This is a genomic window from Microbacterium radiodurans (assembly GCF_008710705.1).
Classification (GTDB): Bacteria; Actinomycetota; Actinomycetes; order Actinomycetales; family Microbacteriaceae; genus Microbacterium; species Microbacterium radiodurans.
Map to the genome: position 1 here is coordinate 1,036,468 of NZ_VYRZ01000001.1, position 19,556 is coordinate 1,056,023.

21 protein-coding genes are annotated in these 19,556 nt (G+C 71.7%); 12 read left to right on the forward strand and 9 right to left on the reverse strand.

Annotated elements, in window-relative coordinates:
- Positions 1-77 precede the first annotated feature (77 nt).
- From F6B42_RS04785 to F6B42_RS04795, 3 genes are read right to left on the reverse strand one after another with little or no spacing between them, the layout of a single operon-like run.
- Positions 78-935 carry a hypothetical protein gene (locus F6B42_RS04785; RefSeq protein ID WP_150418407.1) on the reverse strand — a complete coding sequence of 286 codons (858 nt, stop codon included), beginning with the start codon at positions 933-935 and terminating at the stop codon, positions 78-80.
- On the reverse strand, positions 932-1,609 hold the full coding sequence (locus F6B42_RS04790; protein WP_150418408.1) for a response regulator: 678 nt from the start codon (positions 1,607-1,609) through the stop codon (positions 932-934). The genes F6B42_RS04785 and F6B42_RS04790 overlap by 4 nt, the downstream gene beginning before the upstream one ends.
- Positions 1,597-2,865, reverse strand: a complete 1,269-nt coding sequence (locus tag F6B42_RS04795) for a sensor histidine kinase (RefSeq protein WP_150418409.1) — start codon at positions 2,863-2,865, stop codon at positions 1,597-1,599. The genes F6B42_RS04790 and F6B42_RS04795 overlap by 13 nt, the downstream gene beginning before the upstream one ends.
- Before the next feature lie 237 nt (positions 2,866-3,102).
- Between F6B42_RS04795 and F6B42_RS04800 the strand changes: the two genes are divergently transcribed.
- The 4 genes from F6B42_RS04800 (at position 3,103) to F6B42_RS04815 (ending at position 7,356) form a co-directional block, all read left to right on the forward strand.
- Complete coding sequence (locus F6B42_RS04800) at positions 3,103-3,906, forward strand: Cof-type HAD-IIB family hydrolase (protein ID WP_150418410.1); 804 nt, start codon at positions 3,103-3,105, stop codon at positions 3,904-3,906.
- A 55-nt stretch (positions 3,907-3,961) separates the two neighbouring features.
- Positions 3,962-4,792, forward strand: coding sequence for an aldo/keto reductase (locus F6B42_RS04805; protein WP_150418411.1), 831 nt, complete (start codon positions 3,962-3,964; stop codon positions 4,790-4,792).
- Between the two features lie 23 nt (positions 4,793-4,815).
- The gene (locus F6B42_RS04810) at positions 4,816-6,909 is read left to right on the forward strand and encodes a S9 family peptidase (RefSeq protein WP_150418412.1); all 2,094 of its coding nucleotides are present in this window, start codon (positions 4,816-4,818) and stop codon (positions 6,907-6,909) included.
- Between the two features lie 87 nt (positions 6,910-6,996).
- The gene (locus F6B42_RS04815; protein ID WP_150418413.1) at positions 6,997-7,356 is read left to right on the forward strand and encodes a hypothetical protein; all 360 of its coding nucleotides are present in this window, start codon (positions 6,997-6,999) and stop codon (positions 7,354-7,356) included.
- Between the two features lie 131 nt (positions 7,357-7,487).
- Here the strand turns inward: F6B42_RS04815 and F6B42_RS04820 are convergent, their stop codons facing one another.
- The 3 genes from F6B42_RS04820 to F6B42_RS04830 form a co-directional block, all read right to left on the reverse strand.
- Complete coding sequence (locus F6B42_RS04820) at positions 7,488-8,204, reverse strand: YidC/Oxa1 family membrane protein insertase (protein ID WP_150418414.1); 717 nt, start codon at positions 8,202-8,204, stop codon at positions 7,488-7,490.
- Between the two features lie 81 nt (positions 8,205-8,285).
- Entirely contained in the window at positions 8,286-8,567 is a 282-nt protein-coding gene (locus F6B42_RS04825) for a DUF6412 domain-containing protein (RefSeq protein ID WP_150418415.1), read from the reverse strand.
- Positions 8,564-9,094, reverse strand: a complete 531-nt coding sequence (locus F6B42_RS04830) for a DUF805 domain-containing protein (protein ID WP_150418416.1) — start codon at positions 9,092-9,094, stop codon at positions 8,564-8,566. Before F6B42_RS04830 ends, F6B42_RS04825 begins: the two co-directional genes overlap by 4 nt.
- 105 nt (positions 9,095-9,199) lie before the next feature.
- Between F6B42_RS04830 and F6B42_RS04835 the strand changes: the two genes are divergently transcribed.
- The 4 genes from F6B42_RS04835 to F6B42_RS04850 are packed head-to-tail and all read left to right on the forward strand — an operon-like array spanning position 9,200 to position 12,976.
- A complete protein-coding gene (locus F6B42_RS04835; protein WP_223878344.1) occupies positions 9,200-10,186 on the forward strand; it encodes a siderophore ABC transporter substrate-binding protein in 987 nt (328 codons plus the stop codon).
- Positions 10,187-10,231: 45 nt separating this feature from the next.
- Positions 10,232-11,203 (forward strand): ABC transporter permease, encoded by a 972-nt coding sequence (locus F6B42_RS04840; protein WP_150418418.1) that lies wholly within the window; start codon positions 10,232-10,234, stop codon positions 11,201-11,203.
- Complete coding sequence (locus F6B42_RS04845; RefSeq protein WP_150418419.1) at positions 11,196-12,221, forward strand: iron chelate uptake ABC transporter family permease subunit; 1,026 nt, start codon at positions 11,196-11,198, stop codon at positions 12,219-12,221. The genes F6B42_RS04840 and F6B42_RS04845 overlap by 8 nt, the downstream gene beginning before the upstream one ends.
- Positions 12,218-12,976 carry an iron ABC transporter ATP-binding protein gene (locus tag F6B42_RS04850; RefSeq protein WP_150418420.1) on the forward strand — a complete coding sequence of 253 codons (759 nt, stop codon included), beginning with the start codon at positions 12,218-12,220 and terminating at the stop codon, positions 12,974-12,976. The genes F6B42_RS04845 and F6B42_RS04850 overlap by 4 nt, the downstream gene beginning before the upstream one ends.
- A 1-nt stretch (position 12,977) precedes the next feature.
- Here the strand turns inward: F6B42_RS04850 and F6B42_RS04855 are convergent, their stop codons facing one another.
- The 3 genes from F6B42_RS04855 to F6B42_RS04865 form a co-directional block, all read right to left on the reverse strand.
- Positions 12,978-13,196 carry a hypothetical protein gene (locus tag F6B42_RS04855; protein WP_150418421.1) on the reverse strand — a complete coding sequence of 73 codons (219 nt, stop codon included), beginning with the start codon at positions 13,194-13,196 and terminating at the stop codon, positions 12,978-12,980.
- A gap of 44 nt (positions 13,197-13,240) precedes the next feature.
- Positions 13,241-14,212, reverse strand: a complete 972-nt coding sequence (locus F6B42_RS04860) for a DNA-3-methyladenine glycosylase family protein (RefSeq protein WP_150418681.1) — start codon at positions 14,210-14,212, stop codon at positions 13,241-13,243.
- A gap of 79 nt (positions 14,213-14,291) precedes the next feature.
- Positions 14,292-14,999, reverse strand: a complete 708-nt coding sequence (locus F6B42_RS04865; RefSeq protein ID WP_150418422.1) for a winged helix-turn-helix domain-containing protein — start codon at positions 14,997-14,999, stop codon at positions 14,292-14,294.
- A gap of 380 nt (positions 15,000-15,379) precedes the next feature.
- Here F6B42_RS04865 and F6B42_RS04870 point away from each other — a divergent pair, with 380 nt between their 5' ends.
- From F6B42_RS04870 to F6B42_RS04885, 4 genes are all read left to right on the forward strand, one after another.
- Positions 15,380-15,946, forward strand: coding sequence for an AAA family ATPase (locus F6B42_RS04870; RefSeq protein ID WP_223878346.1), 567 nt, complete (start codon positions 15,380-15,382; stop codon positions 15,944-15,946).
- Positions 15,943-16,236 (forward strand): GNAT family N-acetyltransferase, encoded by a 294-nt coding sequence (locus tag F6B42_RS04875; RefSeq protein WP_150418424.1) that lies wholly within the window; start codon positions 15,943-15,945, stop codon positions 16,234-16,236. The genes F6B42_RS04870 and F6B42_RS04875 overlap by 4 nt, the downstream gene beginning before the upstream one ends.
- Before the next feature lie 169 nt (positions 16,237-16,405).
- Positions 16,406-17,449 carry a LacI family DNA-binding transcriptional regulator gene (locus F6B42_RS04880; protein ID WP_223878347.1) on the forward strand — a complete coding sequence of 348 codons (1,044 nt, stop codon included), beginning with the start codon at positions 16,406-16,408 and terminating at the stop codon, positions 17,447-17,449.
- A gap of 26 nt (positions 17,450-17,475) precedes the next feature.
- Positions 17,476-19,551 carry a beta-galactosidase gene (locus tag F6B42_RS04885; protein WP_191089262.1) on the forward strand — a complete coding sequence of 692 codons (2,076 nt, stop codon included), beginning with the start codon at positions 17,476-17,478 and terminating at the stop codon, positions 19,549-19,551.
- The last annotated feature ends 5 nt before the right edge of the window (positions 19,552-19,556 follow it).

Below are 19,556 nucleotides of genomic sequence, written 5' to 3' on the forward strand. Positions count from 1 at the left end.
GACAGATAACGGGGCGCAATCGGAATCGGCGGTTCATCAGCGGTGCATAGGAGCCTTCCAGGATCGCCCGCCCGGCGTCAGCGCGACTCGCGCAGCACCACCGAGCCGGCCGAGACGCGGACCTCGACACGGGCAGCGGATGCCGCATCCTCCGTCAGGCGATTGTCGAAGCTGCCGGCTTCCGTCGTCGCCACGACGGCGTAGGGGCCCGTCGGCAGCGCGAGATCGATGCCGCCGGCTTCGGCGGACACCGAGACGGTGCTCGGGGCCGACCCGGTGAGCGAGCCCGTGACGCGTCCGGCGCTGACCTCGACGATCGCGCGCTGCACCCCGTCGAGCTGGACATCGGCGCGCCCGGCCGAAACCGTCGTGTCGAGCGCCGTCGCGGTCCCGGCGGCGTCGAGAGACCCGGCGTCCACCGTCAGATCCAGGGCGCCGAAGTCGCCGGCGATCCGCATCGCACCCGCGCCGACCCGCAGGTCGGCGTCGAGACCGGTGAGGCGATCGGGCAGCACGAGGGTCGCTCGCGACGTGTCGCCCCAGAGCTTCCAGCCGCTCCACCAGTCCCGGTCGGAGTCGACGACGAGACGGTCTCCGTCGCGCGTCATCCCCCAGCCGTCGGAGCCACCGGCCCCGGTGATGGTCAGCGTCGCCTCGTCGACGGCGGCGAAGGAGACCTCGACGTCGGCGGCCGAGCTGTCGACCTCGAGCGCCGAGACCCCGCGGGTCTGCGCGGTCAGCACGGCGGTCTCGACCGAACCGCTCACGGCGGTCGCCGCGGCGCTCGTGCCGAGGGTGACGGCGATGATCGCGGCACCCGCGGCGGCGGTGAGGATCGCGATGGCGCGAGCGCCGGGCGGCCGCCGGGTGGGCGGGGCCGGGTGAGGGGCCGGGGTCGTACGAGGGGTCGTATCAGGGGTCGCTGCGGTGCTCATCGGACTGCTCCGTTCTGCGGCTGCGAGCCGCCGTGTTCGAGGTGGACGAGCGCGGCGAGCACGCGGCGGTTGCCGTGCTCGTCCTGCTCGAGGTCGAGTTTCTGGAAGAGCGAGGTGATGTACTTCTCGACGCTCGCCTCGCTGAGGAACATCGCGGCGGCGATCGCCTGGTTGCTCCGGCCCTCGGCGATCAGCGCGAGCACGGTCCGCTCGCGCTCGCCGAGCCGCGAGAGCCGCTCGTCACGCGAGCGGCGCGTCAGCAGCTGGGCGACGACCTCCGGATCCAGAACCGTCGCGCCGGCCCCGATGCGGGCGACCGTGTCGACGAACTCGCCCACGTCGGCGACCCGATCCTTCAGCAGGTACCCGAGGGCCGCGCCGTGCGAGGTGATGAGATCGCTGGCGTAGCGCTCCTCGACGTACTGGCTGAGCACGAGGATCGGCAGCGCGGGGTTGTCGGTGCGGAGTGCGAGGGCGGCGCGGATGCCCTCGTCGGTGAAGGTCGGCGGCAGGCGGACGTCGAGGATGCAGAGGTCGGGCGCGGTGTCGGTCACCGCCCGGCCGATGCCGTCGGCGTCGGCGAGGGCTGCGACGATCTCGTGACCGGCGTCGGCCAGCAGTCGCACGAGCCCTTCGCGCAGCAGCGTTGAGTCCTCGCAGATCAGGATGCGCATGGGACGCTCACCTCCAGGGCGGTCGGGCCGCCGGCCGGGCTGTCGAGGCGGGTCGTGCCGCCCGCGGCGGTGATGCGATTGCGGATGCCGTCGAGCCCGCCGCCGGCGATGACGCGCGCCCCGCCGACGCCGTTGTCCTCGACGCGGGCCCAGAGCGTGTGGTCGTCGCGGTGGCGGACGACGACGCGGCACTCGGCGGCGCGGGAGTGCTTGGCGGCGTTCGTCAGCGACTCGGCGATCGCGAAGTAGACGGCGGCCTCGGCCGTGCGGCTGCACCTCGCGTCGACGCGGACGTCGAGACTCACGGGCACGTGGGAGCGCGCGGCGAGAGCCGACAGGGCGGCATCGAGCCCGCGGTCGTCGAGCACGGAGGCGTGGATGCCGCGGGCCAGCTGCCGCAGCTCGGTGATGGCGGCCTTGGTCGAGGTGTGCGCCTCGGCGAGGAGGGCCTTCGCGGCATCCGGGTCGTCGTCGATCTTCTGCTGCGCCAGCCCCAAGGTCATGCCGACCGACACGAGCCGCGGCTGGACGCCGTCGTGGAGGTCGCGTTCGATGCGGGTGCGCTCGAGCTCGCTCGCCCGAACGGCGCCCTCGCGCTGGACGCCCGCCGTGCGGGCGGCCTCCTCGAGCTGCGCTTCGCGGGACGGGACGAGGATCGCCCGCACGAGGATGCCGTGCAGCAGAGCGATGCCGACGAGGAGGGCCGCGGGGACGAGCACTGCGAAGACGCCGACGAGCACGGCGGCATCGACGGGGACGCGGAACCAGCTCTGCGCGACGGCGACCTCTCCCGTGGCGTAGAGCGGTGCGAACAGCAGCGCGACACCCGAGGCGAGCACGCCGACGAGCGAGAGGGCGACGAGGCCGAGGACCGTGGAGATCGCGGCGTGGGCGACCCCGCGCCACATCCGACCGTCGATGAACTGCAGCCAGACGGTGCGGAGCCAGCCGCCGAACCCGGCACGCCCGCTCGAGCGCGGAGCCAGCGAGGGGAGTCCCAGGTCGTAGAGCCCCTCGACCCGCGCGTACTCGAGCCACCCGGTGAGCCAGAGGCCGTAGACGAACGCGAGGAGGAGAGGCAGACCGAGCCCGATCACCGGGGCCAGGCCGACCCCCGTCGTCAGGAGCGTCACGAGCGTGGTGAAGACGGCGGTCCCCGCCACCCCGATTGCGGCGAGCTGGGCCAGTGCGGCGAGGGGGCGCAGCACCCGCAGGGCGCGAGAGGGCGGGGCGGGAGGGGCGGCGGCTGTGGTCATGACTCCACGGTAGGACTGTGCCGGGGCCGGCACAGGGGAGGGGGCCGGAGACTCCCGTTCGGGATAACCCCCGCGGGATGGTGCGGGATGGCGCAGGTGGCGCAGGTGGCGGGGTGCGGGGGTGCGGGGCCGGGATGCTGTGGAGGGGATCTGCGTGTCGGAGGTGGTGTCGCGGCATCCCGCCCTCTCGGAGGCCGATCTCCTCCGCCACGCCGGCGGGTCGGCGAGGATGGAACGGTGACGACCCCCGACATCCGCCTCATCGCCGTCGACATGGACGGCACCCTCCTCGACGCCGACGGGCGCATCCCCGACGCGCTCTGGCAGCTCCTGCCCCGCCTGCGCGACCGCGGGATCGCCTTCGCTCCGGCGAGCGGTCGCCAGCTCGCGACCCTGCAGCGGCAGTTCGCCGAGGCCCCCGTGGATGTCGACTACATCGCCGAAAACGGCGCGTACGTGGTGCGGGACGGTGTCGAGGTGAGTTCCGACGCCATGGATCCCGCATTCGCGGCATCCGTCATCGAACGCGTCCGCCGCCTGCAGCACCTCGACATCGGACTCGTCGTGTGCGGCAAGCGATCCGCATACATCGAGCGCGCCGACCACGCGTTCGCCGACGAGGCCGACACGTACTACGCGGAGCTCGAGATCGTCGACGACCTCACCCGCGTCGACGATCAGGTGCTGAAACTCGCCGTCTTCGACTTCGCCGCCGCCGAGGAGTCGGTCGCGCCGGCTCTGCTGGATCTCCGCGAGACCCATCAGGTCGTCGTCTCGGGGCGGCACTGGGTCGACATCATGAATCCGGGCGTGAACAAGGGCCGCGCGCTCGCGCGCCTGCAGGAGGCGCTCGGCATCGGCCCCGAGCACACCGTCGCGTTCGGCGACTACCTCAACGACCTCGAGATGCTGCAGCAGGCGCACTGGTCGTACGCGATGGCCGACGCGCACCCGGAGGTCGCCGATATCGCCCGGTTCCGTGCGCCCTCGCACACCGAGGCGGGCGTCATCACGGTGCTCGAAGAGCTTCTGGCGCGCTGATCGGTCCCACGCAACCCCGGCGCTGCGATAGTCCGAGCGGGCGTAGCGTGAGCGCATGGTCACGATTCCCACTGTCACGCTCAACGACGGCACCGACTTCCCCGAGCTCGGGCTCGGCACCTACGGCCTGCGGGGAGACGCCGGTGTCGACGCGATCGCGGCGGCGATCGAGGGCGGCTACCGGCTTCTCGACACCGCGGTCAACTACGAGAACGAGAGCGAGGTCGGCGAGGCGGTGCGCCGCAGCGGCATCCGCGATCAGCTGCTCATCACCACGAAGATCCCCGGGCGCGACCACGGCTTCGACGAGACGATCCGCAGCGCCGAGGGCTCGCTCCGGCGGCTGGGCGTCGAGACGATCGACCTCTATCTGATCCATTGGCCGAACCCGCGCCATGGGAAGTACCTCGACACCTACCGCGCGATGCTGGCGCTCCGCGACGAGGGGCAGGTCGCCTCGGTGGGCGTGTCGAACTTCACCGAGCCCATGCTCGCCCGTCTCATCGACGAGACGGGCGTCGCGCCCGCGGTGAACCAGGTCGAGATGCACCCCTACTTCCCGCAGACCGAGCTGCGCGCCTTCCACGCCGCCAACGGCATCCGCACCGAGAGCTGGAGCCCGCTCGCCAAGCGCAGCGAGCTGCTCGACGAGTCGGTCATCGGCGAGATCGCCGCTGCGCACGGCGTCACCGGCTCGCAGGTCGTGCTGCGCTGGCACACGCAGCTGTCGTCGACGCCGATCCCGAAATCGGGCGACGCCGCACGGCAGCGCGAGAACGCCGACGTGTTCGACTTCCTGCTCACGGGCGAGGAGATCGCCGCCATCAGCGCGCTCGAGCGCGGGCGCCTGTGGGACGGCGACCCCGACACGCACGAAGAGATGTGAGCGGCGGCGGATAGCGTTGAGGGATGCCGACCGCCTACGACTCCCTCGACGACTTCTTCGCCCTGCCGCGCATCGACGCCGCGATCGTCTCGCCCGACGGCTCCCGCGTGGTGCTCACGGTCGCGACCCTGACCAAGGACCGCACCTCCTACGAGAGGTCGCTGTGGGCCGTACTCTCCGACGGTACGGGGAGCCCGACGCGCCTGACCCGCTCGACGACGGGGGAGTCCGGAGCCGTCTTCACGGCGGCCGGTGACCTGCTCTTCGTCTCCGCCCGCCCCGACAACGACGCCGCCGACGACAGTCCGGCACAGCTCTGGCTGCTTCCCGCCGCCGGCGGTGAGGCGCGCCCCGTCACCCGGCTCGCCGGCGGCGTGTCGGCGATCGTCGCGGCCGAGCGGGCCGAACGCATCGTCATCGCGTCGTCCCTCCTGCCCGAGGCGAGCACCATCGAGGCCGACGCGCGCCTGCGTTCCGAGCGCGCGAAGCTCAAGGTTTCGGCGATCGTGCACGACACCTACCCTGTGCGCTACTGGGACCACGACCTCGGCCCCCACGAGCCCGCGCTCCTCGCGCTCGAACTCACCGAGCTCGCCGACGCTCCTCTCGTCGTCGCGACGGCCGACGCCGCCGTGGATGCGATCGCCGCCGCCGTCGATCCCGCATCGGGAGAATCGGATGCCGCTGACGACCCGTACCCGGCGGGGCTGCCGCGTCCCCGCATCCTCGCCCGCGGCCGGTCGGCCGGAGCCGCCGGCATGGCGCTGACCCCCGATGGCACGACGCTCATCGCCGCGCTCCGCGAACCGCAGGGGCGCGACCAGCGCTTCCGCCTCGTCGCCATCGACACCGAGACGGGGGAGCAGCGGATCGTCCGCGACGAGGTCGACGTCGACCTCGAGAGCCCGGTCCTCAGCCATGACGGCGCGCGGCTCGCGTTCGTCCGCACCGAGAAGTCCACGCCCGCGGGGCCGGCGGCGCAGGAGCTGTGGATCGCCGACATCGACGGCGGCGACGCCCGGCGGCTGGTGCCCGCGTGGGACCGGTGGCCGAGCGGCATCCGCTTCTCGGACGACGACGCCGCGCTCGTGGTCACGGCCGACCAGGACGGTCGCGGACCGGTCTTCCGCATCGCGCTCGCCGGGGACGACACGGATGCCGCGGTCGTGCAGGTCACCCGCGACGACTTCTCGTACACGCACGTCGGCGCGCTCGCCGGGTCGGACGACCTCGTCGCGCTCCGCTCGAACTGGATGACGCCGCCGCATCCGGTCCGGATCGCCGCGGACGGCACCGTCGCCCCGCTGGCGACACCCGCGCCGGTGCCCGAGACGGCCGCCTCGATGGTCGAGGTCGAGACCGTCGCCGCCGACGGCGCACGCGTGCGCGGCTGGCTGGTGCTGCCCGCCGGGGCGGATGCCGCATCCCCCGCCCCGCTGCTGCTGTGGATCCACGGCGGGCCGCTGAACAGCTGGAACGCGTGGAGCTGGCGATGGAGCCCGCAGCTCGCGGCGGCTCGGGGCTACGCCGTGCTGCTTCCGGATCCGGCGCTGTCGACGGGCTACGGCCTCGATTTCATCGCACGCGGCTGGAACGCGTGGGGCGCAGCGCCCTACACCGACCTCATGGCGATCACGGACGAGGTCGTGGCCCGTGGAGACATCGACCAGACGCGCACCGCCGCGATGGGCGGCTCGTTCGGTGGCTACATGGCGAACTGGGTCGCCGGGCACACCGACCGCTTCGACGCGATCGTGACGCACGCGAGCCTGTGGGCGTTCGACCAGTTCGCCGGGACGACCGACTTCGCCCCGTACTGGCAGAGCATCTTCACGCCCGAGGGCGCCGCCGAGAACTCGCCGCACCGGTTCGTCCGCGACATCCGCACGCCGATGCTCGTCATCCACGGCGATCGCGACTACCGCGTGCCGATCGGCGAGGGCCTGCGCCTGTGGGCAGACCTCAACGAGCACCACGCGGCAGAGGACGGCACGAGTCCGCACCGGTTCCTCTACTACCCCGACGAGAACCACTGGATCCTCTCGCCGCAGAACGCGCGGGTCTGGTACGAGACGGTCTTCGCGTTCCTCGCCGAGAAGCTGCCGCCGCGCGCCTAGGGTGGGACGGGCGACGAGGGGGATTCGATCGTGCTGAGTGCGTACGCATGGGCTGGCCGGCTCGGGGTCAAACTGCAGGAGCGGGCGATGTCCGCGCCCTCGCGCGGGCGCTTCGTCTTCCTCTCCGCCATCGAGTTCCTGTTCGCGACGCTCTTCGCGGTCGCCTTCGCGATCGCGGGTCACGGGTGGGGGATCGCCACGGTGATCATCGCGGTCGGCGCCGGCTGGGCGACGACACGGTTCCTCACCGAGGTGCCGCAATGGGTGCGAACCGTCGTCGTGATCGCCGTCGTGATCGGGATGCTGGCACTCGGCTTCTTCGCGCGGCCCGCCGTCGCGGTGGGGCTGGCGGCCATGTTCGGCTACTTCTCGGGGTGGTTCCTGACCTTCGCCGTGTCGCCGATCCGCGCGACGCGCTGGCGCGCGGTGACGAGCCCCGCCCGCTGACGGCCCCCGCCCGCTGACGGCCGTGCCCGCTGGTGTGTCGCCTCGAGGTCCCACTTCGGCCGGTTCTGCCGGACGCATTTCCGGCCGAAGTGGGACCTCGGGGGCCGTGCCGGCGGGCAGGGCGGAGGCGGTCAGGCGGGGAAGGCGCGTCGGAGCACGAGCCGCTGCACCAGAGTCCAGACGACCGTGACGGTGAGGTAGAGCCCGGCGGCGAGCGGCACGAACGCGGCGACGACGGCCGTCGCGAACTGCGCCGCGCCGAGTGCGCCCGCGAGCGCCGCGGGCGCGCCGACGACGCGGAACGCCCGACGGCTGATCTCGCCGACCCCGGCGATGACGATGATCACGGTGCCGAACACGAGCAGGGTCGGCAGCGACGGGCCGCCGGTTGCGACGGAGCCGGCGAGGCTCGCCCCGAGCGGCACGCCGAGGACGGTCTCGGTCAGCAGCGTGTTCGCCCGTCCCGCGACGGTGCCGTGGAGGAATGCCGCGTACAGCAGCCCGACGATCGGCGCCTGCACGAGCACCGGCAGGCATCCGGCCGTCGGCGAGACCTTCTCGTCGCGATACAGCTTCATGGTCTCGCGCTGCAGCCGCTCGGGATCGTTCCGGTGTCGATCGCGCAGCGCTGTCAGGCGGGGTGCGAGCCGCGCCCGGCCGCGGTCCGCGCGGGCTTGCGCGATGCCCGCGGGGATGAGCGCTGCGCGCACGATCACGGTGACGAGGACGATGGATGCCGCGGCAGAGAAGCCGCCGGCGACGGGTTCGAGGGTGGTGGCGAGCGTTTCGAGCGTCGCGACGACGAACTCGAGGGCGGAAGAGAGGAAGGGCAGGGTGAAAGGGTCCACGGGACGTCCGATCGTCGAAGCTGAGCGGGAACGGTCAGCCGCGAAGGGACGCCGACGGCGTGTTCGGAACGCGCGGCGCGGCTAGGCGGCTGCGGCCGCGAGGCCGGGTGCTCGCGGACGACGGCGCCCCGGGGCGTCGGGGTCGCTCTGATCGAGCGGGGCCGAGACGTCGATCGATCGGCGCGGATGCACGCCCCGTCGGGCGCTCGTGCCGGATGCCGCGGTCGTGACAGCCAGCGCGGCGGCAGCGACCACCAGCACCGCGGCTGCGGCGGCGATGAGGAGCGAACTCGCGTCGCCGGGCGCGAGCATGCCGACGACCGTCAGGACGAGGGTGATCGCCGCGAGCGGAGACGGGATCACGGCATCCCCATCCGCACCCGCTCGAGCGGGGTCAGGGGCGTGCCGTCGAAGCGCGCTCCCTCGGGGCGCGAGCGCCGCAGGGCCAGCAGGAGCAGGACGAACCCGCCCGCGGGCAGGAGGAACAGCAGTGTCCACCAGCCCGAGAGGTTCGAGTCGTGCAGGCGTCGCACCGCGACGGTGAACCCGGGGACGATGGTCACGAGCCACCAGGCCGCCGAGCACCAGAGATACACGCCCACGAGCGCGGATGCCGGGTCGGCCGGATCGATCGGGCCGAGGATGGAGCCCTGCTGCCACGTCCACCAGCCGAAGGGATGCAGCAGCACCTGCACATCGGGCAGGCGGCCGTCCAGCAGGGCCGGCACGACGAACAGCAGCACGACGGCGGCGCTGGAGCTCACCAGCATCCACCACCAGTACTCGCTCCGACTGGCGCGTCCGCGCAGGCGGAAGGCGTGACGCGCGAACCGTGCGAGCGCCTCGCGCAGCGACGCCCCCGGCAACGGTGCGGTCGAGGGGGCCTCCATGCGGCGATGCTACCGCAGCGTGTCCAGCGGTTTGGATCTGGTGATGAGGTGAGGCTAGCCTTACTGGGCACCGCGTCCGCCAGACCACACCAGGAGATACGTCCCGTGACCCGCTCCCCCCGCCGCCCCGCCCTCCTCTCGCTCGCGCTCGTCGCCGCCCTCGGGCTCGCGGGATGCGCGCAGACCTCGACGCCCGCATCGACCGGCGACGCCGCCGCAGCCGCTCCGACGACCGTCACCGTGACCGACAATCACGGTGAGATCGAGGTGCCCGTCGACCCCGCGCGCGTCGTCGCCCTCGACAACACGACGTTCCAGACCCTGAGCGACTGGGGCATCGACCTGGTCGCCGCGCCGAAGCCGCTCATGTACGACCTGTGGCCGAATCTCTCCGACGGCGACGACGTCCTGGATGTCGGCCTGCACCGCGAGCCCGACCTCGAGGCCGTCATCTCGGCTCAGCCCGACCTCATCGTGGGCGGCTACCGATTCCGCGACATCTACACCGACCTCGTCGACATCCAGCCGGCCACGATCGAGACCAGCCCGCGCGACGGCGAGGAGCAGATCGCCGAGCTCAAGCGACAGGTGGAGATCCTCGGGCAGGTGTTCGACCGCGAGGAGGAGGCGGCGCAGCTCGCCGACGACCTCGACGCCGCCGTCGCCGAGGCGACCTCCGCCTACAACGGCACCGACACGGTGGTCGGCCTCCTCACCTCGGGCGGCGAGATCTCCTACGCGGCTCCGGGCGACGGACGCGGCGTGGGCGCGGTCTTCCCGACCCTCGGTCTCGTCCCCGGCATCGAGCGTGCCGCCGAGAACGCCTCGCACGGCGACGACATCAGCGTCGAGGCGATCGCCGCGGCGAACCCCGAGTGGCTGATCGTCCTCGACCGTGATGCGATGTTCGGCGAAGACGGCTACGTCGCGGCCCGCGAGCTCATCGAGGGCTCCGAGGCGCTGCGGAACGTGCCCGCCGTCGCGAAGGGTCAGATCGTCTACCTCGATCCGAGCTTCTACCTCGACGAGGGCATCCAGGCCTACACGAAGCTCTACTCCGACATCGCGGCGGCCTTCGCCTCGGCGAACTGACCACTGCGCGGTGCCCCGGCTGCGGCCGGGGCACCGCGTCGCGTCATGACCACTGTCGTCGCTCCGCTCCGTCTCCGCGAGAGGCTCGCGCTTCCCGGCGCCGTCGTCCTCGTCCTCGCGCTCGTCGTGTGCTCGCTGTTCGTCGGCGTCTACGACCTCGGCTCCGACGATCTCGGCGCCGAGATGCTCTGGATCACCCGCGTCCCGCGTACCCTCGCCCTCGTCCTCGCCGGCTGCGCGATGGCCGTCTCGGGGCTCGTCATGCAGCTGCTGACCCAGAACCGCTTCGTCGAGCCCACCACGACCGGCACGACCGAGTGGGCGGCTCTCGGGCTGCTGGCGGCCGTCCTGCTCGTCCCCGAATCGCCCCTCGTCGTGCGCATGACCCTCGCGAGCCTCGCGGCCTTCGTGGGGACGATGGTGTTCCTCGGCATCCTCCGTCGCATCCGGCTGAGATCGTCGCTCATCGTCCCGCTGATCGGGATCATGCTCGGCGCCGTCGTGTCGTCGTTCACGACCTATCTCGCCGTGAGCACGAACACCCTGCAGATGCTCGGCACCTGGTTCATGGGCAGTTTCACCTCGGTCGTGCGCGGGCGGTACGAAGTCCTGTGGATCGTGGCGATCGTCGTCGTGCTCGTGGCCGTGCTCGCCGACCGGCTCACGGCGGCGGGGCTCGGCAAGGACGTCGCCACCACCCTGGGTGTGGACTACGACCGCGTGCTCCTCTTCGGCACCGCCCTGGTCGCGATCGCCACCGGTGTCGTCACGGTCGTCGTCGGCTTCCTGCCCTTCCTCGGCCTCGTCGTGCCCAACCTCGTCTCGCTGTGGCGGGGCGACAACCTCCGCGCGAACCTGCCGTGGGTGTGCCTCGGTGGCGTCGCCATCATCGTCGTCTGCGACATCGTCGGACGGGTCGTCCGGATGCCGTTCGAGATCCCGGTGTCGATGATCCTCGGGGTGCTCGGCGCCGCTGTCTTCGTCGTCCTCCTCCTGCGGCAGCGCGCGCATGGCTGACACCCGCTCGCCCTCCGTCGCGGCCGCCCGATCCCGCGACGTCGCGCGCCGACCGGCCCGGGTGCGGCTTCGCTTCGCCGTGCTGGGTGTCGTCGTCCTCGCCGCAGCCGCGCTGCTGCTGACATGGAGCATCCCGCTGGACCCGGCGCAGCGCGGCTACTGGATCGCGGTCGACCTGCGGCTGACGGCGGTGGCCACCGTCGCGATCGTCGCATGCTGCCAGGCCGTCGCGACGGTGCTCTTCCACACCGTGACGGGCAACCGCATCCTGACGCCGTCGATCATGGGCTTCGACGCGCTGTACGTGGTGATGCAGACGGCGCTGGTGTTCTTCTTCGGCGGAGCGGCGCTCGCCGCGACGGACGGACTCCTGAAGGTCGCGCTGCAGAGCGCGCTGATGGTGGGGTTCGCGACGCTCCTCTACGGCTGGCTGTTCGCCGGCAAGCGGGGGAATCTGCACATCATGCTGCTCATCGGGATCGTGCTGGGCGTCGGGTTCAGCTCGCTGTCGACGGTCATGCAGCGCCTGCTGACGCCGAGCGATTTCGATCTGCTCTCCGCGCGCCTGTTCGGCAATCTCAGCAACTCGAACCCCGAGTACCTGCCGTGGGCGGCCGTCATCGTCACGATCGTCCTCGCTCTCGTCTGGCGACGGCGACGACGCCTCGACGTCCTCGCCCTGGGGCGAGAGATCTCGACGAACCTCGGTGTCGCCTACAAGCGCGAGGTCATCGTCCTCCTCGTCCTCGTCGCCGTGCTCATCTCGGTGTCGACGACGCTCGTCGGGCCGATGACGTTCTTCGGCTTCATCGTCGCGACGCTCGCCTATCAGCTGGCGGGGTCATCGCGTCACGCGGTCGTGCTGCCGTTCGCGGCGCTGCTCGGGATGGCGACGCTGCTCGTGGGGTACTTCGTGCTGCGCCACGTGTTCGCCGCGGCGGGCATGCTGACCGTGATCATCGAGTTCGCCGGCGGTCTGTTCTTCATCATCTATCTGCTGCGAAAGGGCGGGCTGTGATCACCCTGACCGACGTCACGAAGACCTACGGCGGGCTCCGCGTCCTCGGGCCGGTCGATCTGCACATCCCCGCGGGCGGGGTGACCGCGCTTGTCGGTCCAAACGGTGCCGGCAAGTCCACACTGCTCACGATCGTCGGGCGCCTCACGGAGCCGACCACCGGCACCGTGACCGTCGGAGGTCTCGATGTCGCGCGGACCCCGGGCCGGGAGCTCGCCCGGGTCGTGTCGATCCTGCGCCAGGAGAACCACTTCGTCACACGACTCATCGTGCGCGATCTCGTCGGGTTCGGCCGCTTCCCGCATTCGGGTGGTCGCCTCACCGCCCTGGACCATCGCCACATCGACGAGGCGCTGCGCTTCCTCGACCTGGAGGAGCTGTCGCACCGCTACCTCGACCAGCTCTCGGGCGGCCAGCGGCAGCGGGCCTACGTCGCGATGGTGCTCGCGCAGGACACCGACTGCATCCTGCTCGACGAACCCCTCAACAACCTCGACATGCGTCATGCCGTCGGGATGATGCGGCAGCTGCGCCGCGCCGCCGACGAGCTCGGCAAGACCGTCGTCGTCGTGATCCACGACATCAACTTCGCCGCCGCGTACGCCGATCGGATCGTCGCGCTGACGGACGGCACCGTGGCGTGCGCGGGGAGTCCGAGGGAGATCATGCAGCCCGAGGTGCTCGAGTCGATCTTCCGGACCCCGATCGAGGTGCGGGGCGACGGTGCCTACCCGCTCGCGGTCTACTTCCGCTGAGCTAGAGCTGCGCGCCGTCGTCGTCGCGGTCGTAGACGCCCTCGTTGCGGCCGCGCCGCGACTCGTACGCGATGAGCCAGCCGACCGACACCGCCGCGGCGAGCACGAGTCCGAGCCAGACGTTGTTCATGACGAGGCCGAGAAGGATGCCGGCGGCGAAGACCAGCACGGCGCCGAGCGCCCAATAGGTGTGACCGCGCTGCCATCCTCGTCTCGCCATGCGTGCCAGCCTACGCGGAGCGGCCGGCCCGATGCCGCGGACCGTCAGCGGTCGCGATGGTCCTCGGGATGCAGGCGGGGACCCCGGCGCGGCTCGAACGCCCCGGCGGCGTAGATGAGACGGATGACGCGCTGGCGGTGACCTCGCCAGGGCTCGAGGAGCTCGAGCATCCCGTCGTCGTCCGTGCGGTGGCCGGTCAGCGCGTAGCCGACGGTGTGGCACAGGTGGTAGTCCCCGACACTCACGGCATCGGGATCGCCGAAGGCGCGGATGCGCGTCTCGGCCGAGGTCCACGGGCCGATGCCGGGGAGGGACGTCAGCACGCGCTCGTGCTCCTCGCCGCCGGCGTCGGCGGTGAGCGTGCGTTCGAGTGATGCGCGCCGGCGCGCTGTGGCGACCACCGTGCGCGACTGCGGGGGCTCGAGTCCGGCGCGATGCCAGACCCAGCTCGGGATCATGTGCCAGTCGGCGGGCGGGGCGAACATCGGCCGAGGTGTGGGACCGGGCGCGCGCTCGCCGCGCCACGTCACGATCGACCGCCACGCTCCGAAAGCCTGGAGCCCCGTCACCTTCTGCTCGAAGATCGCACTCGCGAGATCATCGAAGACGCGGTCGGTCGCACCGAGTCGAAGCGCGCGATGGCGGTGGTGCGCGTCGGCGATGAGCGGATGCCGCGACGCGTCGAACCCGTCCGGGTCGTCGTCGGCGCCGCACAGTCGCGGCAGCTGATCCAGCGCCCACGCGGCGCCGGCACCCCATGCGGCGGCACGCACACGCGTGCTCCCGATCCGGAGGGCGAGGGTCGCGACGCCGAGCGGCGTCCGGGTGACCCGCCAGAGCACGTCGCCGGACACGGTCATCGTCGGGTCGTGAGCGCCGTGCTGCTGGTGCCGAACGGCGCGGAGCACGTCGGTGGGCCCGCTCGGACGGTACTCGGTCTCGAGCGGTGCGCGCTCGGGCGGACGCGGATCGCGGCCGCGTGCGGTGCGGGCGCCGGGTGCGGGATGCCGCGGCATCCGTCCCGTCGTCGCCGCAGTCATGCCGACACCTTACGTCGGAACCTCCGACATGCCGATCGCGGCAGCCGGGGCCAGCTCAGAAGCGGTCGGGCGAGGGCGTGCCGTGGCCGTAGCGGATGACGACGTCGGCATGGCGGTCGAAGCGGTAGCCGACGCCGCGGACGGTGCGCACGATGTCCTCGTAGCGACCGAGCTTGGCGCGGAGCCGACGCACGTGGACGTCGATGGTGCGCTCGCCGGGAGCCTCCTCGTCGCCGCCGTTGTTCCAGAGCGACTCGACGAGCTCGCCCCGCTCGATCGTGCGGCCCTCGCGCAGAACGAGGTACTGCAGCAGCTCGAACTCCTTGAACGTGAACGCGGCGGACTCGCCGTCGATGAAGACGCGCTTGCGCGAGATGTCGACCGTCACGCCGCCCGGCACGTGGTCCTCGGCAGGCTGGTCCTGCTTGGTGCGCGCGACGGCGCTCGGCTCGTGAAGAGCGAGGCGGACGACGTCGACGTCGCGGCCACCGGCGCCGGTCGGTGCCAGCGCGACGGTCGCGTACGTCTCGGCGTGGGGGGCGAGCTCGCCCAACGTGCGACGAAGCGCCTCGACGAGCGTGGAGAGCGAGACGCCGTCCACGGCTGCCTTCGCCTCGTCGATGCCGACGTAGAGGGCGAAGCCGCGCGGCGCGGTCGTCGCCGACGCAGCGGCAGCCGGAGCGGTCGGCGCGATCGCGTGGTCCTCGACGGCGCGCAGGTGGCGGGTGGGGGCGGGGGCGGTCAGGAGTGCGGTGTTCGACATGAGAGGTTCGTCCTCGGAACGTGAACCCGGGCGGAGGGCCGGAAGCGGGTTCGGCTGTGCGTTGCGTGTCGGCCCGTGACAGGGGCCGGTGAGCGGACGTGCGGCGAGGCGTTGTGGGCCAGTTGCGCCGGCGCCCGGGGATCGGCGACCACATTCAGAAGCGGCGGCGATCAGGCGGGGTTCACCTTGTCAGCGGCACATTCGGCAACACATGACAGCACGCTGCGGCATCATGATGCCGGCAGTTCCGTTCGCCTCCTGGGCGGACAGAGTGCGTGCGAGTTCAGTCATGGGCTTGATTATGACGATCCGTGTCCTGATGTGTCAAATAGACCGACTTCCGTGTCGGCTGCATGACGGAATGTGACAGATTGCTTACCGTGAGCCGCCGCATCCGCGTCGTCGGGGTCTCGGGCTCCGGCAAGAGCGTCCTCGCCGCGCGCGTCGCCGAGCGCACGGGCCTCGCGCGGCTCGAACTCGATGCCGTGTTCTGGGACGCGGGCTGGCGCATGCGCGACCTCGACGAAGCCCGCGGGCTCGTGCGCCGGTTCGTCGCAGACTACCCGGACGGCTGGGTCGTCGACGGCAACTGGACGACGCGGCTGGGCGAGCTGCTCGACGTCGGGATGCCCGACGGCGCCGACACCGTCGTCTGGCTCGACCTGCCGCGCACGCGCGTGCTCCGTCAGGTGGTTGCTCGGACCGTGCGCCGGGGGCTTCGACACGAAGAGCTGTGGCACGGCAATCGCGAACGCCTGGGCAACCTCCTGCGCCGGGACCCGGAACGCAACATCGTCCGCTGGGCCTGGACGAATCATCCGGTGATACGCGCGCGGATGCTGGCGCGCATCGCCGCGGGGGAGGACATCGTCCGCCTGTGCACCCGCGCCGATGTGGACGCCTGGATCGCCTCTCTTCCGGCGCGCGGGCGTAGCGTGGATCCATGAGCGAACTGACGTTCACGAACGAGACCGACGCATCCCGGTACACCCTGCACGATGGGGGAGACCTGGTGAGCGTGCTCGACTACCGCGACGACGGGAAGAGCGTCGCCCTCACCCGGGCGTACACGATCCCCTCATTCCGCGGCCACGGGTACGCGGCCGTCGTCGTCGATCGCGCCGTCGCCGCGCTCGAGGAGGCGGGCGACCGGACGGTCGTGCCCGTCTGCTGGTACGTCGCCGACTGGTTCGAGGCCCACCCCGACCGCGCGGGCATCCTCCAGCCGCGACGCTGACGTCCGCCTCGGCGCGGCATGCAGCCGGCCGCGACCAGTTTGTTGGCGAATACGCCAAAAAGCTTGCGGACGCCGATCGGTACCCGTATCTTCGTGGCGGAAGCGTTTCGACGGGTACTGATCGAAGCGTTTCGACACCGAGCAGCAGCACACGACGAGGGAGTCAGCGGTGGGATCGACGGTCGGAATCGACGAGGTGGCGCGTGCCGCCGGCGTCTCGATCAGCACCGTCTCGTACGCGCTGAGCGGCAAGCGGCCGGTATCGGTCGCGACGCGCCAGCGCGTCGAACGCGCCGTCGCCGACCTCGGCTACAGCCCGAACGCACGAGCCCGCATGCTCGCCGCCCGTCGCACGCAGATCTTCGCCCTGACCGAGCCCCTGCGCCCCGACACGCACGCGCCGACGCACATGGCGTTCGTACTCGCCGCGTCCATCGCCGCCCGCCGCAAGGAGTACGACATCCTGCTCCTGACCGAGGCCGAGGCCTCCGCCGGGATGCAGCGGGTCGCCGACAGCGGTCTCGTCGACGCCATCCTCGTCCTCGACGTCGCTCCGAACGACGAGCGGGTCGGGCTCTCGCGCGCGATCGACACTCCGACGGTGTTCATCGGCGTCCCCACCGACACCGCGGGACTCGTCTGCGTCGACCTCGACTTCGCGGCGGCCACGCGCCGGGCGGTCGACGCGCTCGCGGACGCCGGTCACACCCGCATCGGTCTGCTCGGACACACCCCGGAGGCCTACGAGCTGTCGAACTTCCCGCCGCGCGTGCGCGACGCCTTCCGGCACTGCAGCGCTGAGCGCGGTGTGACCGCGCAGGTGCGCATCCCGGACGGCCCGGGCGCCGCCTCCGAGCGGTTCCGCCGGGCGGCGAGCGATCTGATCGAGGGTGGCGCGACCGGCATCCTCGTGCAGGGGAACGAAGAAGCCCATCTGAGTGTGCTCGCCGAGGCGGAGCGTCGTGGCCTGCGCATCCCGGCCGACCTGTCGCTGCTCTCCCTCGCCGCCACGCACGACACCGGGTCGCTGCCGGTGCCGCTCACGGCGATCCCGCTGGTGCCCCAGGACTCGTGCGATCTCGCGGTAGAGCTGGCAGCGCGGCTGGCCGCCGGCGAGAAGGTCGCCCCCGGCATCCGTCTCATCGACCCGCTGTTCGTCGACCGCGGCTCGATCGCGTCGCCCGCCGCATCCCCCACCCGCCCGACCGCCTGATCGCCGCACCCGGAGGACATCGACCCATGCCCGAGATCGAAACGCTTCGACTGGACGACAGCGGTCTGTGGTTCGGCGGCGACTACAACCCCGAGCAGTGGGACACCGCGACACTCGCCGAGGACGTCGAGCTCATGACGCGCGCCCACGTCGACACCGCCACGGTCGGCGTCTTCGCGTGGTCGTCGCTCGAGCCGCGGCCGGGGGAGTACCGCTTAGACTGGCTCGACGAGGCGCTCGACCGCCTGCACGCGGCCGGCGTGCGGGTCATCCTGGCGACGCCCACCGCGTCGCCGCCGCCGTGGCTCTCGCGGCTGCACCCCGAAGCGCTGCCGATCACGGAGGACGGCGTTCGCCTGCTCCACGGCAGCCGCGACACGTACAACCCCGCAGCACCCGCCTACCGCGCCGCCGCGGAGCGGATCACCCGCGCTCTCGCTGAGCGCTACCGCGATCACCCGGCCCTGGCGATGTGGCACGTGCACAACGAATACGGCACCGTCTCGTACGGGCCCGAGACCGACCGGGCCTTCCGAGCCTGGCTGCAGGAGCGCTACGACGACCTCGACGCACTCAACGCGACGTGGAACACCGCGTTCTGGTCGCAGGGGTACGCCGACTGGCAGGACGTCTGCGCGCCGCAGCGGACTCAGTACCTGCCGAACCCATCTCACCTGCTCGATTTCCGGCGCTTCAGCGCCGACGTCCTGCTCGAGTGCTTCCGCGACCAGGCGCGCATCCTGCGCGAGGTGACCCCCGCGGTGCCCCTGACGACGAACTTCATCCTGCCGACGTGGAACCACTACGACGCCTGGGCGTTCGCCGCGGAGGTCGACGTGGTCGCGATCGACCACTACCCGAGCGACATCGGGCCGCGGGGCGAGGCGCAGGTGGCCTTCGGCGCCGATCTCGCACGCTCGTTCGCCGGTGGTCGGCCGTGGCTGCTCATGGAGCAGGCGACGAGCCTCACCTACGACTACGCCGCGGGTCGCTTCGTACCGAAGGCGCCCGGACGCCTGCGTCGGAACACCCATCAGTACATCTCCCGCGGCTCGTTCGGCTCGCTGTTCTTCCAGTGGCGCGCACCGCTCGTGGGGGCCGAGTTCTTCCACTCCGCGATGGTTCCCCACGTCGGCGCCGATTCGCGCGGCTACCGTGAGATCGCCGCGCTGGGCGCCGAGCTGGCGGGTCTCGCCGAGCTCGCCGCGAGTCCCGCGTCCGGAGCCGTCGTCGACGCCCGCGTCGCGATCGTCTGGAGCGCGGATGCCTGGTGGGCGAGCGAGACCCGGGCGATGCCCTCGAACGACATCGCCTTCCTTCCGGCCGTGACCGCCGTCCACGAGGCGCTCTGGGCTGCCGGACACACCGTCGACATCGTCTCGCCCGACGGCGACCTGAGCGGGTACGACGTCGTCCTGGTGCCGAGTCTCATCCCGGTCTCCGACGAGCAGCGGACCCGCTTCGAGCGGTTCGTGCGCGCGGGCGGCCACCTCGCGGTCTGGTATCTCTCGGGCACGACCGACGAGCATCTGCGGGTGCGCACGGGGTCGTTCTCGGCCGCGTTCGCCGAGCTCGCCGGCATCCGGGTCGAGGAGCACGTTCCGCTCCACCCCGGCATCGGCATCACGCTCGACGACGGTTCGCACGCCGAGGCCTGGAGCGAGGTCCTCCAGGCGCCCGACGCCGAGATCGTCGCGGCGTACACCGACGACGCGCATCCCGTGCTGCCGGCCGGATCTCCTGCGATCACGCGACGCGAGGTCGGCTCGGGCGTCGTGCACTACATCTCGACCCGTCTGGATGCCGCGGCCCTCCGCGCGCACCTCGAGCGCATCCTCGACGGCGCCGGCGTGGCCGCGCCGACGTCGGTCGCGGGAGACGGTCTCGAGATCGTCCGCCGCCGTGCCGGCTCCGACATCTACCTCTACGTCCTGAACCACACCGACGAGGAGCGCGTCGTCCCCGCCCGGGGCGTCGAGCTGCTCACCGCCGCCGAGGTGGAGGGCGAGATCGCCGTCGCCGCCGGCGGGCTCCGCATCGTCCGAGAACACCGAACCGCACCTCGCACCGACACCGACACCGCGGCCGACGCCGGCCGCTGACAGGA